Origin of the sequence: Streptococcus mitis (assembly GCF_003944325.1) — a bacterium.
GTDB lineage: Bacteria > Bacillota > Bacilli > Lactobacillales > Streptococcaceae > Streptococcus > Streptococcus mitis_CW.
Genome location: NZ_RJPX01000043.1, coordinates 1 through 16,227, shown reverse-complemented (window position 1 = coordinate 16,227; position 16,227 = coordinate 1). Strand labels below are relative to the sequence as shown.

Annotated in this window: 14 protein-coding genes and 1 pseudogene; all 15 read right to left on the bottom strand. The window is 38.1% G+C overall.

Features of this window, described 5'->3' with window-relative positions:
* Nucleotides 1-1,665: pseudogene (locus D8787_RS09895) on the bottom strand (DUF3991 and toprim domain-containing protein); the annotation flags it as partial.
* An 11-nt stretch (nucleotides 1,666-1,676) separates the two neighbouring features.
* Entirely contained in the window at nucleotides 1,677-3,026 is a 1,350-nt protein-coding gene (locus D8787_RS09890; RefSeq protein ID WP_125423381.1) for a hypothetical protein, read from the bottom strand.
* Between the two features lie 22 nt (nucleotides 3,027-3,048).
* Entirely contained in the window at nucleotides 3,049-4,884 is a 1,836-nt protein-coding gene (locus D8787_RS09885; protein ID WP_125423378.1) for a VirD4-like conjugal transfer protein, CD1115 family, read from the bottom strand.
* A complete protein-coding gene (locus tag D8787_RS09880; protein ID WP_125423375.1) occupies nucleotides 4,881-5,429 on the bottom strand; it encodes a DUF3801 domain-containing protein in 549 nt (182 codons plus the stop codon). The genes D8787_RS09885 and D8787_RS09880 overlap by 4 nt, the downstream gene beginning before the upstream one ends.
* Nucleotide 5,430: 1 nt before the next feature.
* On the bottom strand, nucleotides 5,431-6,315 hold the full coding sequence (locus D8787_RS09875; protein ID WP_125423372.1) for a hypothetical protein: 885 nt from the start codon (nucleotides 6,313-6,315) through the stop codon (nucleotides 5,431-5,433).
* Nucleotides 6,308-6,547 carry a hypothetical protein gene (locus D8787_RS09870; RefSeq protein WP_125423369.1) on the bottom strand — a complete coding sequence of 80 codons (240 nt, stop codon included), beginning with the start codon at nucleotides 6,545-6,547 and terminating at the stop codon, nucleotides 6,308-6,310. Before D8787_RS09870 ends, D8787_RS09875 begins: the two co-directional genes overlap by 8 nt.
* Before the next feature lie 10 nt (nucleotides 6,548-6,557).
* Nucleotides 6,558-7,196, bottom strand: a complete 639-nt coding sequence (locus tag D8787_RS09865; RefSeq protein WP_260471392.1) for a hypothetical protein — start codon at nucleotides 7,194-7,196, stop codon at nucleotides 6,558-6,560.
* A gap of 54 nt (nucleotides 7,197-7,250) precedes the next feature.
* Nucleotides 7,251-10,040, bottom strand: coding sequence for a phage tail tip lysozyme (locus D8787_RS09860; RefSeq protein WP_125423363.1), 2,790 nt, complete (start codon nucleotides 10,038-10,040; stop codon nucleotides 7,251-7,253).
* A 10-nt stretch (nucleotides 10,041-10,050) separates the two neighbouring features.
* Nucleotides 10,051-12,414, bottom strand: a complete 2,364-nt coding sequence (locus D8787_RS09855) for a VirB4-like conjugal transfer ATPase, CD1110 family (RefSeq protein WP_125423360.1) — start codon at nucleotides 12,412-12,414, stop codon at nucleotides 10,051-10,053.
* A complete protein-coding gene (locus D8787_RS09850) occupies nucleotides 12,356-12,730 on the bottom strand; it encodes a hypothetical protein (RefSeq protein ID WP_125423357.1) in 375 nt (124 codons plus the stop codon). The genes D8787_RS09855 and D8787_RS09850 overlap by 59 nt, the downstream gene beginning before the upstream one ends.
* A gap of 102 nt (nucleotides 12,731-12,832) precedes the next feature.
* Nucleotides 12,833-13,330, bottom strand: coding sequence for a hypothetical protein (locus D8787_RS09845; RefSeq protein ID WP_125423354.1), 498 nt, complete (start codon nucleotides 13,328-13,330; stop codon nucleotides 12,833-12,835).
* Nucleotides 13,331-13,417: 87 nt separating this feature from the next.
* Nucleotides 13,418-14,167, bottom strand: a complete 750-nt coding sequence (locus D8787_RS09840) for a conjugal transfer protein TrbL (RefSeq protein ID WP_125423351.1) — start codon at nucleotides 14,165-14,167, stop codon at nucleotides 13,418-13,420.
* Between the two features lie 9 nt (nucleotides 14,168-14,176).
* Nucleotides 14,177-14,404 (bottom strand): hypothetical protein, encoded by a 228-nt coding sequence (locus D8787_RS09835; protein ID WP_125423348.1) that lies wholly within the window; start codon nucleotides 14,402-14,404, stop codon nucleotides 14,177-14,179.
* Between the two features lie 82 nt (nucleotides 14,405-14,486).
* On the bottom strand, nucleotides 14,487-14,909 hold the full coding sequence (locus D8787_RS09830) for a hypothetical protein (protein ID WP_049524246.1): 423 nt from the start codon (nucleotides 14,907-14,909) through the stop codon (nucleotides 14,487-14,489).
* Between the two features lie 71 nt (nucleotides 14,910-14,980).
* Nucleotides 14,981-16,227 (bottom strand): SspB-related isopeptide-forming adhesin (locus D8787_RS09825; RefSeq protein WP_125423344.1); only part of this gene is annotated, 1,247 nt, incomplete at its 5' end.

Below are 16,227 nucleotides of genomic sequence, written 5' to 3'. Positions count from 1 at the left end.
TTGTGCATCTAAACGATCAATTTCTTTTCTGATAGACGTCGTACTATCCGCAAAATAAGCATCCCTTTCCAATCTAGTACGTTTTGCGAATAACTTGTCTAAATCAGTCGTTATAAATCGTGACATTTCTTTTTCAAATTGCCATGCCTGTAGTTCATAGTTAATGCCTAAATCTTCCCGAATTTTTTCTGCTAATTCATCTCTCCATTTTCCATGTAATTCCCAAACTAGCTCTAATGGATTATTAAANGATTTTTCATTTTCTACCGATACAGCTGATAAATCAACTAATGACTGTTGATTCTGGGTTCTCAAGGCATCATTCCAGTCTGTCTTCTCCTGACCTTCACGTTTTGGTGGTTTTGCATCGACAACTGGGATTTTCTTCTTCCATAGTTTGGTGATAAAGTCTGTACCTGCTTCATGTACTTCCAACATAGTATGTTTCCTTTCTTTCTCTTGAACGACAATCCTTGTATATTCTTGACGGACTTCTTCCCTTGTCAATTGTCTATCTGACACAAAGGCTTTTACATCATCTGCAGTTAGCTCTTGCGCTTTTCCAAGAGCTATTTCCTTCTCAAAAAAGCCCTGATAATGCCAGGACTTTTCATCTACTGTATAAACATGTGCTAACTCTTTAGGAGTGTTATTCCCTCCCTTCAGAAAGTCATTCCAATCTTCCTTCTCCTGGTCTCTCTGAAGGATAGGTGGAATCGCAATCTGTACTGGAATCCCCTTTTCCTGCAGACTAGTTATAAATTTATGACCAGCCATATCATTATCTACAGCCAAGGTAATCATATCCTGATGCTGACCATCTTTAAAATAGTTCGTTGTTCTAGTGACTACTTCTAGAGCTTTCCCAGTATTCTGATTGACTTGATAGGATTTATCATTTATCTCTGCATACAATTCCATAAACCGTCTACTAATGATTCCTTCTTTTACTCCGTCCATAGCTACTAAGCGAACATCCTGAAGCCTATCTTTATGAAGCTCATAGTAGCTCATTAGATCGATTGGAGCTTCCGCAAATACTAAACGTTTAGGATTCCCAATATCAATTGAAAAGCCTAATTGTCCGTCTGAATTTCTCATAATTTGTTTTAGACGCCCACGTTCAGGATAGTGCTCCCGATTCTCTACTATTCCCTGAAGACTCGCTCCAGCTAAAAAGCCTGTGTTGTCCTTATACTTAAAGACAATCACAGGCTCAAAATAGTCTCCCTTTTTTCGGATTGCTTCCTCTATACTCCCTTGGCTAGTAAAGAAGTTAATCGTATCATCTGAAAGGCCTCTCTGTGCCTTTAAATAGCTTCTAGAAGCGCTGAAATCCTGACGCTCATATCTTTCCAAGTGATAGCTAAAAGGCTCTTTTGAAGCCGTCTGAGCTTCTACATCGACTTCCTTAAATTCTCCAGTTTCTAAAAAATGCATCGCCTCCTTGTAAGAAACACCTCGTATGGTTTGAACTAACTGAATGACATCTCCAAATTCAGTTCTTGAGTTCCAGTGAAATTCATTTTTTCTTGCATCAATTACAAATGAATCGTGCTCTGTCCAGATATAACTATAGCTTCCTGTACGCTTTAACTCCATTCCTAGTTGCTCTGCAACAGAAATAATAGATAATCTTTTGGCTTCTTCTTTGCTTAACACCATCTGTTGTCCCTCTACAATGAAAATTCTGGTTCTTCTTTTTCTGCTACTATATCTTGTGTCTGTTCTCTCTCAAGTTCTTCCGCTTCTACAAAACGTTTTAAATCAGGAAAATGGAGTTGGGCTTGTTTTAGCTTATCCTGAACTAACAAGTTCTCATCGATATGATAGACTGCTTCCTGATGGCCATTAAATCCTTTCTCTAAATCAATATCCTCAAAGCGGATAACAGCCAACTCTGTCAAACTTCCCTTATACCAAGCTCCAATCTCACTTTCAAGATAGAATCGAACGGATTCTCTATCTTCCGTCTTTGTATCCCGTAAATAAGCTAGTTCCCAGCTTTCACCTTGAGAATAACCAACGACCTCTTGAACGATTAACTCCTGGTTATTCGTTCCTAAAATCTGGTTAATATCTCCTAAACGTGGTACTAGAATTTCCTGTGCTAGTGAGACGGCTTCTGTACGATAGTTGAAAAACTCATATTGTTCTCTATCTTCTACATAGTTCCTAACGAAATCTGAATAATGAGGGAAACGCTCCTGAAAACTAGGTGAAATCATCCCATAAATATAAGCTTGTTTTACTGTTTCAAACTGAGCTATTTGATAATATGAGGGATCAAGCTTGCCCTCTTGATTCAATAGTCCCTTGATATTTTCTGGAAGTTGAATTGGTTCTGAATCTGGCCAAGTTTTCTTAGAATAGTTGATTACTTCTTCATAGAGAATCGTATCAATCTCTGGATTCTCCATTTCAAGTAAAGTATCTACAATTTGAGCATATTCTGAAAAATTGGAACGATAATCAGTAATCAAGCCATCTTTACGAACCTCCCACTCCTCAACCTGAGCATTTTCTGGAGTTCGTAGTAACAATACCTCCTCAGTTTTTAGATCGACTCCAATAACTTGATCGCCATTGGGAAGCTGACCCATCTCTAATTCCCGAATCCTAGCATCTAATTGATTATTAACCTGAAGCAAGTCTTGCTTCAAGTGAAATAATTCTTCTGCATTGGCCTTTAATTCCTCAAAATACTCTCTGGAGATTTTCACTGGTTGAACCAATAAATCTTTCTCTCGTTGCTCTCGAGGATATGAAAATAAATAGGGAGCAACTTCTTTAAAATCTTGATAATTCATCCATTTTATGGATTCTGTAACAATCATATTCTGGACATCAATGACATCTGTATGAGGAGTAATCCAACCAGATAAAGCCAACTCTTTTACTGCTTCAGATAGGGGGTAAGAAGGGATATGTTCTAAAATCCCCTCAAAATAACCAATCCCTAGAGCAGTTTCCTCCTCAACTTCACGCTTCATTCGTTTAAATTGTTTTTGTGGTAGTGTATTCATTCTATTTCGTTTCCTTTCTTTCCTAACTTACTTTAAGAGGAACTTCCTCAACTTCCTTAATCCCAATATGAATAACATTTTCTTCCCCAACCTGGTCTTTCCACTCATCAATATCGCTCAGATAGCGCTTGTATCGATACCAGTTGTCATCATTCGGGTCATTACTTAAGAGGTAAGCTCTTGGATGCGTGTCCAGGTTAAATTTTTGATCTCGAAAAACATTTTGTTTGGATAGGAAGAGTAGGGCTTCTGTTGTTCCAATCGTAGCCACCTCATGCGGTGTCAACAGCTCTCGACCAATTTTAGAGTTCTGCTTAGAACTGCTAGCATTTCTTCCTCTGCTCTCACTATAATTCTGATCATTCAAAGTTTGCTTCCCTGATCGCTCAGATAGGTACTTAAGCGTATCTAAGTCATTGGAGCCTAAATAAAGAATAGCACCACAGTTATTGATAATCGTCTTTGTATTTTCTTTACCGTACAATACTTCAATCTGACTTTGAGATTGCACCATCATCTTGATAGAAATCTCTCGTGAACGAATAACAGAGATAATTGGCGGTAAATTAGGAATCTTCCCAATCTGACCAAACTCATCCGCCCACACCTGTAGATGCAATAAATCTTCCTTAGTCTTTGTTGGATACTCACCTAATATAACTGCATCTGCAGTTTTTATTAGCACATCAAAAATGGTACTAAAAAGAAGGGCAGATAAGAACTGATAAGCTGGATCCACTTCTGGAATATGAATAAAAACTGCTGTTTTCTCAATATTCCATTTTTCAATCTCCAGCGTATCCTTTTCAATAATCTTTCTCAGCTGTTCATGATCGAATACTGAGAATGTAGTCGCAAAAATAGCGTAGACGGAAGCACGTGTCTGTCCATCAAAGTTTTTATTAAATAAACTCCACTGCCTGCAGGCATAATTCCCTGGACTCCTTTTCTCCAAGTCTTCAAACATTAATTCAACTGGACTCTCCGCCTCTGGATGATTCCGTCTCAATTCTCGAATCATATCTGTGACCTGCCCTAAATTAGGTAGATAGTGATCGAGCTGACCGTCAAAATAAAGATAGCCAATTAGAGAACGCATCAAGAGTTTATTGGCTGCTGGCCAAAAAGGATCACTTTCATGACCATTTCTGTTGAGAGACTCTGTAATTGCCTCTGCTACTCGGTCTATATCCATTTCATTATGAATATATCTAAAAACGTTGAAGCCATCTGAATTCAGGAAAGTAATCAAATCAAAAATCTTCATCTTATAGCCTTTTTCTATAAGTGATTTCCCTGTTTCATGAATCAAAATCCCTTTAGTATCTGTAGTTACAAAACTAGAGTTAGCTTGTAATATATTCGGTTTTACAGCACTACGTGTCTTTGAATCCCCTGTACCTCCATACACCAGAATATTTTTATTAATCTGATTTTCAAAGCTCAAGCGGTTATTAAATAGTCCCATCTGACTGTTCTGGGTAAAAATCATATTCTTTTCAGATTCTTCGTCTCGGAATCTCATCAACTCTTCTCTTGTCGCAAAACGAGCTGATCCATGTTCCTCCCCATACCTGTACGTACCTGTATCCGATACTCTCAAATACAGTAGAAAAGCAATCAAAAATCCGCCCATACCAATTAATAAAGAAGCTGGAGTAAATTGAAAATCAAACCAAGATTTATCGTTTAGATGGTCATTCATCCAGTTAAGCTTTCCAAATCCAAATACATCCGTTACTGAATCAGTATCTGGTGCCAACAGCCATAGTTTAAAGAACCAATGAAAGAGGTAGAATAGACCAATTCCTAACAACAAATACGGTCTAAGTCTCCGTTTCTTCTTTTCTGTAATCACTTCATTTTTCCTCCAATATGTGGTTCGATATTTTCTGGAAGAACAAACTCCTTCGTATGAATGTTTACCTGGAGGGAAGAAATTTTCTCTTGTTCCACTGCTTTGAAATGTTGCAATTTCTCCTCAAAAGAAGTCGTTTTCCCATTTTTAAGGTTTCGCTCATTGAATCCTTTAGGATCTCTTGTGATGCCTTCTAGGACATCCTTAAAGGCTTGTTCGACAACTCCTTTATCTTTTGCATTGAAAGCAAGAGTTGTCTTTCCATCTGGATGAGTATAAAAAGAAAAGCCAATCCCGTATTGGCCAAGTTCTTTTCGAACTGCCTCGAGATTGACTTCATTATGTAGTAATTGCTGGACTTCTTTCGTATCTGCCGTTGCCATGAATTTATTCCAGTCTGTCTCACCAGTAAAAAGGACATTTTCCCCTCTGGACTGATACATTTCAACTGCCTTAGAGCTCACCAGGAAGAGTCCTTTTAAGATGATTTCTCCTGTCACAAGAGTTGCCCGTCCTAATTGGGCTACCACTTGTTCTTGTTCCATTTTAGCTCACCTCTTCAATTTTAAAATAAAGATCCTTCAGTTGACTAGCTTGTTTCTCTTTGGCAAGAATCTGTTGTCGCAACTCATTGATTTTATTTTGACACTCAATAATTTCCTCGTTTGCTTCCTTGATGAATTCTTCGTTAGACTGAATTTTATGTTTAATAGACTGCTTATAAGTGATGGTCTGAGCCTCAAAGCTATCAATGACCTCTGAAGGCAATTCTACTGTCGTCGCATGAGAAAGAGAGAAGGAAGGCTCAACATTGCCCTTATCTTCTTGTTTAACAGGAAGAGATCCATTTTCTTCCTGACTTGATTTTTCAACACTAGAAACTACTTCTTGTGTAGGTTCTACACGTTCTTCCTGTACCGCCTCTATTTCATCCAGTCTACTGAAGTGTTCTGTAGTCCACTCATCGGATGAAAAGGCATCTTTATCTTCCAAAGGTACTTCCTCTCCAACCTCATCTTGAGGCTTCTGAGAAACTAGCTCAGCAATTCTTTGACGAGCCATATTCGCCTCTTTCTTTACCGTTAGATCTTCTAGTTCAGGAGCTGGTTCTGGTTGGGGTTGAGGTTCTGGTGTTCCTAGTGAAGAGTTTTTTTCTTTATGTTTTACTAAAAAATGAAGAAAACCTCTCTTTTTCTTCCCAACACTCGTACCAAAATTTTCCAGCAACTGATCAATGATTCCAATAAAAGGTATTTCAAGATTAAGTTCTTGTAAAATTTCACCTTCAGAATTAAGAGAATAAAGCCGATAGGTTCCGGTTGTTTTATTACTCTTCATTCGCTCATTGATGATTTCTAGCCTTGATAACAAGTCATCTCGGTGCTCAAATGTTTCCTCTTGATTAGTCAATTGATTAATAATTTTATACATGGTTCACTCCTTGGTTACTTGATTGTGATGGAAGAATGAGTTCCTTCATTTCCTGATAGGATAAGCCACTCTCTTCTGATATAGCGACGAAAAGTTGTGCTTCCAAATCTTTTTCTTGATTTATGTAATTCTTGATTTTTTTATCTGTTTCTTCTTTTTGTCGTTGCGCTTTTTCCTTATCTTTCCTAACTTTCTCAAGCTTACCTTCAAGTTGTTCTATTTTTTTATTCATTCCATTCTCCTTATTGGTTACTACTAGTTGCGGTTATTGGTTCAGAAGATGTAGGTGTTGCCGTTGATGTAGATGAGACTGGAGTCGAGCTTGAACTGCTAGTATCTGAATAAGTTCCTATACTTTGCCCTCTCGCTTCAGTCAATACGATAGGCTCTATTTTATTGATTAATAGTTTCCCTGCTTTTTCTACATAGGTCAATCGAATTGTCGCCTTAGTACTACCAGTTAGCCCCTTAGAAGCTCTATTATCTTTCTCTGTTAAGGTGGTACTAGTATATTGAACCTGAGCTAATGCAATTTTATGTTGTTTATCAATGTAGATAGAGCCTGATTCAAAAGCTTGATCAACCACATACCCCTTATAGGTCTGGTTGACTGGTTTTTGTTCTTCTTGAACAGTTTCCTGATACATAGAATCCGTCATAAAAGGCTTATATCGTGGACGATTCTCTTCTAAATCCTTTTTTGTATAGTAAGCAATTAAAAAGTCCTCGACCTGCTGTTCAGTAAGAGATAGTTGTTCCTGTTGTTTCTCTTCTGTTTTTTGCTTCGCCTCTTCCTGAACTTGACTATCATGTCTCAAATTCTGTTTTACTTGAGCAATAGAATAGCCCAGGACAATACATAAAATAGCAACGAATCCCATAAGGAATCCCTTTACCATTTTGATTAACTTTTGATTATACATTCTTTTCCTTTCTTATTTAGGGGTAACAAAATAGATACCTGATTGTGGTTTCAAGGTACGCCAACTTGATACATATAAACCACCAAAGTTCATTTCTGAAACTAAGAAGCTACCATCGCTATTAACGTACTCACAAAAAGCAACGTGACCATAGATTGGTGATGCCCCAGCTACACCATTCATGAATACAGCTGCAGAACCTGGTTTAGGAGTCGTTGAAATGTCATATCCTTGCGCTTGGCCACTATCAACCCACTGATTGGCATTGCCTAGATAGGGATGAATGCCAACTCCAATTTGAGCAAAGCGATTGTAGACATACCAGGTACAATTCCCTAGTTCATAAGCGTTACCTGAATAGCCTTGTCCTTCTAAAAGTGCTTGATCGGTAGGTAGTCCATAAGGTAGCTTATCTTTATATTCTGCTGGAACTTGCTTGCTAGAAACACCTGTTGAACCTCCTCCTTTATTTTTTAAGAAATTTAGCCATTGACGGGCTGCAGATTGCCGTTCTAAGAGCTTATTTCCTGGAACTCCTAACCAAGCATTCAAGAAGTCCTCCGCAAGAGCTTCTACGGATCCAGTAGACGTTACAATTCTTCTGAATGCTGCACGTCTAGTTGGATCATCTTCCTCCAGAAGAAATTTTGTTTGGACTTCCGCAGACCAAATATCTCCATTCACAGATTTTGCAAAATTCCACAATGCAAGAGCACGAGGGCCAGTAAATTGACCAATCCCAATCCCGATATAGTGCAAACCGTTGACTAGATAACCTCTTTCATTTAGAGGCAAGGTAGGGTACATAGCTTGAAAGGCTCCCCAATTACCAACTAGATTTTCTGCAGTTGGTTCTTTAGCGACTTTATCAAACTGATTATTAGTTAGAAAGTCTGTTTCATAGCGTTTAAAGGTGATGGAACTCTCAATATCAAATCCTCCCAAAACGGCTGCGATTCCTTCATCTGTTGCTTCTGGTATATTTTTTTTGATTGCATCCGCAAAAGCTCTTGCACGTCTTCCTTTATCTCCAGATGTTTCAATATTACTGACAACAGACGTTGCTTGGGTATATTCTACACGCTGAAAGTAAAAACCGACATTGACATAAGTCCAGCTCTTCTTGATATTCCCATCTTTATCTTTCTTGTTTGATCGATCAGGTTCTAGCTTTTGATAATAAACGGTTTGATTTCCTTCAGGTGCTACCTTTCCAATAATATCTCCAGCTTTGACGTGATCACCTGTTTTATAGCGAATCGTATCTACGTTCTTATACAGAAACTTGGAGTCCTGATCACCAATTTCTATGTCACTCCCCTTAACTTCAACTTTCCCATCTAAAACAGCTAACAGAGACTGACCTCCTGCAGCCTGCAAAACAGATCCATTAAAAACTTCCGTCTTCGTTTTATATCCAAAACGCTCAATAATCTGAAGAGGTGCTTGTGATTCAGGTTCTTCTTCTGTATAAAATGGATTATCTAGTTCTTGAAGCAACATATATTTTCCACTATCTCTAGCAATTTCTAAGAGTTGTTTATACTCTTCTAGCTCGTCCTTATCAAGCTTATAGAGATTATTTTTGGTATAAAGTTCTTCCATCGTTTTAATATTGTCTTTATCCCCATTCAAATTCTTCCATAAGGTATCTAAGTAAAGTTTCCCACGATTCTGTTGTGAAAAATATTTATTCCCGTCTATACGAAGCTTATCTGAAATATCATCATACTTATAATTCAAGTACAAAAGCGGATCGTCAATTTTTGTCCAATAATCTACCTTGTCATTCGATTTTTCACGATCCAATTTTGAAAGATACAACCAGGTATCATTCATATCAAATTCATCTTGACGGGTAATTCCTGAACTACCGATGCCAAGTATAGCCAGAAACAAAAGCAAACCAAAAGCAATCAAATAAGCCTTTAAGCTAAATGGATTTTTGATAATAGCTTGAAGCGGTTTAGAACCTACACGGTAAAACTTCCTCGCTTTCTTAGCAACTTTCCCTGTTTTAGAAGTAGCTAAGCGTTGCTTATAGGCCTTAATACGACGAGAGAGTTTTCCTTCCCAAGAAAATTCTCTTGGAGTTCGAGTGAAGCCTCTTCCTTTAGCCTTATTGTAAGCTCTATTTCCAAGGCTATAGCTCGATTTAACCATTCCTTGGCCAAGTTTACCGCTGTACTTCCCAATCGTTTTAATCCGTTTCCCTTGAATCTGAATATCCTGATACCGATACTTAGCTCGTGCTATATCTGACAGTGTATCATCCTGATGCGCAACAGAGCTAGCCTGTTGACTGGTTGATCGTTCTATAGCCTGTTTCGTAGCACGGAACAGCTTCTTCTTGCGTGAACCACCATTAGCCTCTTGAGCGACTTTAAAAGTTCTTTTAGAAGTTTTTTTGTCCAGTTTCGCCTTATCTAATTCCTGCTTAAGGAATGTCTGCTTTTTATTGTTCCTATCTAATTCCTGCTTAAGGAAGACCTGCTTTTTAATTTCCTCCGGACGAAGTGCCTTTCCTTCTTTTTCAAGGTTTTTTCCTTGTTTCTGGATATTCTTGTACTCTTTTTGGATTCTCTTATACTCTTTTTGTATTTTCTTGACCTTGTTCTTAGAAGCTCGAAATTGGCTCCGACTCTTCTTTACCAACTGACGTTTAGAGTGGGTCTGAGATTGTAGCTTCGTAAGTTGTTTTGCGCTATCTTGTTGAACCGTTCGGTAATTCTTACGAACTTTTTCTAGTTTTCGATCTAACCTATGACCGATTGTTTTTGGTCTGCCTTTCTCCTGATCCATAGTGAGACTCCTAAGCGTCTGTTGCGACTAAGTTATACAACTTAGTATTCTTTGGTATTGGATTTTCAAAAGGTACCACAACTGGCCCAGCTACGATTAAGCCAGTACCTTTAGCTTTTGGCCGTGCTAAGTAGCGAATCTGTTTATCAGTCAGATTGACAATCTCTTTTAGGATAGCCAAATCTTGAGGTTTTTGTTTGAGTAAAATCATAAACTCACTATTTGAGAGCAATTTCCGACCTTCTTCAACAGCAGCTAACGTTTCTACGTTCTGGGTGATTCCTGTTGGAATCGCACCATATTTCCGAATCCGTGAATACAACGTAGTAAAGAAGTCTGCTTGAGCCTTATTTTTAAATAGAATCTGCATCTCATCAAAGTAAACCCATGTAGTACATTTCCCTTGGTTCTCTACAATTTGATTCCAGATATAATCCTGAATAACCATCAAAGCGAACGGCTTCAATTTGTGCGACAACTTCTTCAGATTAAAGATAACAAAGCGATGATTGAGATCCACGTTGGTATTGTGAGCAAAAATATCCTGAGAACCAGTTGTATAGGTCTCTACTGCTAAAGCTAAGTCTTGTGCTTCGGGTTCGGGTTGTTCTTTTAAGACCTGGTGCCACTCTTTTAACGTAGGAGTAAAATTCTCTGTCAAATAGCGTTCGTAAGTCACACCTGTCACCCGGTCAATAATCCCAATCTGTGCATCTGTCACCTCTGACAGAATCGATTCAAACAATCCCATTAACAAGTTTGCCTTATCTCCAATCGGATCGTCATCCTCATCATCCAAACGATCCAGATCTGGTAGATCCAAAAGATTGATATGTGTTTTAGAACCAATCGAAATATCCACCATCTGAGCACCGAAAGCACGGCCAATATCAGAATATTCATCTTCGGGATCCACGATGATAACTCGGTCTTCTGGATATTTCAGTAAAGTTGGAATAACTTCTCCACCCTTTATTGTTGTAGATTTACCAGATCCTGAAGAACCTAACACAACCCCTGAACCCGTGTTCAAATCACGTTTTCGATCTAGTGTAATGATATTGTTTGATAACTGATTTTGACCATAGTAGCGAGCGAGTGAGCTTTCAGACTTCAAGTCCACGTTGGTAAAAGGAACTTGCGTAGCAATATTAGCTGTAGTCATCTTTCTCATGAAATTCTTCTTCACATTCAAAAAGCACTCACCGATAGGTAGAATCGTATTCAAAGCCTCTTCTTGATAATAATAAAGATCTTCAAACTCTACTCCTAATTTACGGCCAGCACGCTTAATCTTCTGTTCGTTACGTTGTAGTTCCTCTTGGCTCTCTGCCTTAAAATATACTGCAATCAAACCAGAAAAGATTTTCTGATCATACTCAGTAATCTCGTCTCGCCACTTCTTGGTAGCTTCTGAGATTTCTTGGTCACGACCAGCCACAACCGCATCATCAAAGATACCAGATTGAGCAGCCTTACGTTTAGAACGTAACTTCCCAATTTCAGCATCTGTTTTTGCATCGTCAATCTTTTCTAAGATTTCAACATTCTCATAAGGTTCTGCATGGATAGTAATAGCCAGCTCCAGCCCCAGTGTCGTCAAATCTCGAATAAGCCGATCAGACATCCAGTTAGGATAGCGGTGAGCATAAAGTACCTTGACCCAGCTATCATCTATAATCATGCGTTTTTCCTGAAATTCAATCCTGTTTGGGGCAATAAATGATTTAGTTGATAAACCCGTCAAAGCAATTTCTTTATAATCAAAATTGACATATGGATTACCTCGTAGTAGCTCAGAAAAGACTTTTAGGCGACCCAAACCATTCATATCCCTAAAAGTAATATCAGATTCCTGAAATTGAGTTCCTAGGGAAACTCCAATATCTTGTAGGATCAACTGAGCCTGTTTTCGGTCATCCGCATTCGTTGAAATGGTCACATACTTATGTACCTCGAAGTTGTTAGCATGTGTTGTAAATCGCTCCTTAATCATCTCGTTCAACTCTTCGCGATAATCATCGTAGCCATCGTTTGTTTCTTCAAACAAAATATTCTGCAAGGAATTATCCGATACTCGACGGTTAATGACTAGGAGCTGGTAGTTACTGCCCTCATCCAGTGAATTAAGAGCATCCATCGTTGTATCGATGATACTCTCTTTTTCATCTTGTTGAGCTGTCGAGTAAGAAGCATCTCCCAACATAAAGCTACGAGAATACTTCTCACGAGCAATGTGCATCAATCCATCTTCATGTAGATGTGTGTAATTGATCGTGTTTTGCGTCGTAGGTTTCATCTGGCGACGCAAACGATCAATTTTTTTCTTTTCTGCTTTTTCTAGTTTTTCTCTTCTGCTTTTGAATAAACTCATCTTTCGTATACATTCCTACCTTTCCAAATTCTGTCTCATAGGTTCGTTGTTGGATTCGGAAAAAGAAATTGATTTTTTCTTTAATCCGCATTCGCTTAGTCATTCCCGTACCGTACATTCCTCCAGGAACGACAAATAGAGCATCCCAAAGATAGATGTACCAATCAGGTAAACCAAAGAAGTAAATAGCAATTGTCCCTGAGACAGCTATTATCAAACACACGTATAGAACAAGCATTCTAGTAGTTAGGCCAACGAGAATTGGCTTGTCCTCATTTTCAAATTCTCTTAAAAATTCTGATCCAATTTTTTTCAATTAGTTTCCTTCCCATCAAAAAAACAGTCCGTTTAGAACTGTTAGTGTTATGTCATTTATTTATCACGTTCCTTTACAAGCATAGCTACAGGAATCTCAGATTCATAACCCCTCAGTATCGAATAGGCTTCTGTTAGCCGCTTTTTGTTCATGAAAATAGCGTTCAAAGTTTTCATCTCCTTTGAAGACCATTTTACCACGAGCCATATATTTAATCCACTGTTCCAAACGGTAAACATAATCTGTTTGACTGATACTATCGGCTATAACACAGTGCTTTATATCTTCCTGAAGAAGGGTAAGAATTCTCATGCCATAAAAAGCATCTTGCTTAGCTTCTGCATAGCGCCAAGCATAAATATATAGTTCATCACCATAACTACTCATCCGAACAGCACGAGGAATTTCATCTATCTTAACCCTACCATCCAATATCCACTCCAATAAAGGCTCCGATAATAATTCATGTTCATAGGCAAACCAAGAAAGACGTGTTATTTCTTGTTCAAGAGAAGTTATTTTATCCTTCAACTCTCTTGTCCCATGTTGCTTTTGTAAATCATTAAATTGTTTATTTCCTATCTCCTTTAACGTTTCCATTGATAGTCACCTCTTTCTATAGAAAACATCCACACGATTCTCTAAACATAGGTAACATCGATTAATTCTAATTTTTCTACACATAGATTACACTCCTAAGAGTTGCTTAGCTTTTCGACTAGTTCCAACAAGTGTAAAGATGTATATAACACCTTTAGCGATTGACGCAAAGGCTGTCCCCCAACTTCCGCTAGTTCCTGCTGCCACTTTTAACATATCTGTAGTGACTAAACCATTATATACAACAGATACCACAATTAGAATAACTCCTATAAAGGCTGACGCTGCAAAATATTTCAGGAAGTTAATCGTGACAGTTCGTAAAGAATCCATCATAAAGAAAGCTACCAATAATGGAGCTAAAGCCTTAAGCATATACAAGTCTAAATACCTTAGGAAGATAATAATTCCAAGTATTATATTAGCTATGAATTCAGTTAGTCCACCGACTAGACCAAAAATACTTTTTTCAAACCAACCTTTGACAGCACCTTGCGCATATTGATATTTATCAAGTTGTGAAGGTACTACATGAGCAATTACCTTTACAATAATATTAAGCAATTCCAGAATGGCATCGCAAATTTGAGATGAGGCAGAAATCATGATGAAAGCAAATAAATACTTCATCAAGGCCTCTAGCCAAATCTTTTGGGTTAGCGAACCCCCTCTCGACTTGACCATTTGTGACCAGGATGCCATTTCAAACCAGAAAAAAAGACCTAAAAGGATATACCCAATAGGTCTGACTGCATCAGCCATTATATTTACAGCTTGGTTTGTCGCAGAGCTGTAACTGGAAAGAGAACTAGTTAGCTCTCTAATATCTAAATTCATAGGCTACTCCTAAAATTTTAGTTGAGATAGTGCTGCAACGACTGCGGCCGCAATCCCTGCAGAAGCAACAGCCAAGAATGCACCATTAATCATAGAATCAGAACCATCATCTTGTCTTTGCTTATCTTTATTCTTTCTTCCTTGAACAAAGTCAACTGCACCACTCCAGATCCAGAAAAGACCTGAGATTGTTCCAACTACGCCGAGACCAGTAATAATTTTTGTAATAATTTCCATTTTATTTTACCTCTTTTAATTTCTTTTTTCTTTAATAAAAAGCACTGCAGAGATTTCTACAGTGCCAAACACAATACTATTTTTATAATTCATCAAATTCTTCACGATAAATCGTCCGAACAGTAGCTACTAGAAGAGTAAGTACTATCATAATCGGAATTTCAATATGTGGATAGGGAAGGAAATTAGTTCCACCTGCAGGTATTGGAAATTCATGAACTGCGCCATCAATCCAAGCACGTTGAACAAAACCCATAACATGAATTCCGTACCATCGGAAAAAAGCATCTCCTACCGAAGGAGTAATCCAGTGTAAGATATCAATCAAAAGCCAAAAAGGCAAAAACAGAACTAATCCAACACAACATTTAGATACAATCCAAAGTATGACAACTCCAAACGCTGATTTCACAACATTAATACACCAAAGAATGATATAAAAGGGAGCTGTAAAAATCCTAATGATAGCTACCCATAACCAGGAAAAATCATTCCCAAATTTCATAATCCTACTCCTCCACGATTTACCGTTATTATACCATAAAAATAGCTTATTTCAAAGGTTCTTAGAGTATTCTAAGCCTCTTTTTTCTTGCGCTTGCTGTAGAACAAGCCTGTAGCAACACTTCCCATTGCTAGAGCAGCCAATAGTAAATCTGCAGAATCCTTCTCCCCTGTTGAAGGCAAGCTTCGTTCTGGCTGATTTACTAGTTCTTGCGGATGTTCTTCAGGAGTTTTTGGCTCTGGTTTTGGTTCCGGTTTTGGCTCTTCCTTTTTCGGTTGTTCCAGTTTTGGTTCTGGTTTGGGTTCTTCCTTTTTCGGTTCTTCTGGTTTTGGTGGTTCTGGAGTGTGAGTCACAACCGTATTGGAAGCAACTTCCACACCATTAACTGGATGAGAGTAAGTATTTTCTACTGTTCCTGACTGAATACGTGTCATTTGTAGATATACTTCGGCTTGAAACTCTGATGTCTCTAAAATTGATTTCAAGAAAGCATCATCAAAGCTAATATCTACTTTACCTTTAGCCTTGTCTACTACTTGACTTGTGAACTTAGTTAATTCATCACCAGCTTTAAATTTTTGGCCATCACTTGTTTCAAAATCTACAGTCGCAAACACTTGATAGATACTCTGATAATCATCATGTGTTTCATCGTAGTCATCTCTAAACTTATATTCAAATAACTGTTCTGAGCGATCTTTTGGTATCAAGGAACCAACTAATTTATAATTAAACGTTTGATTCAACCTGACATCTTTGCCATCTAAACTTTCTTTACTTAGATGGTCAATCACCACATCTTTCTTAGGTTCAATCTTCGGAACATTATTGACTACAGTTTCAGTTACATAAGCCATACCAAAATCAACTTGATAAGCTGTATTCTCATACTTACCACCTGTTTTGCCTAATTCTTTCTTAACAGTCATTGGATTGGTAATGGTCAGAACTTCTCCAGTTTGAACGTAGGTCTTGTAGAACTCTTCTGGTTTCTCTGCCTCGAATACTTGGATAGCTCCTTTTGGTTTGAAGTTGCTTGATTTAAGAGTTTCTTGTACACCTGATGGTGCCTTAGCTAAACTCTCATAAAGAGCCATTTTCAACCCTTTGACCACTTGCCCTTTAGAATCCGTTACTTGAACACCATCTTGATTGATTGTAACAGCTTCTTCTGGGTAATCATCAACGATATAGAACCCTTTGGCAATACGATCTTTATCTGCTTCAATGCCCTTGTATTGGCTATAATCTGCCGTTACCTTGTAATAGTTGACTGAGCCTGCCAAGACCTGTTTACCACCTATGTTCACACCTGCCT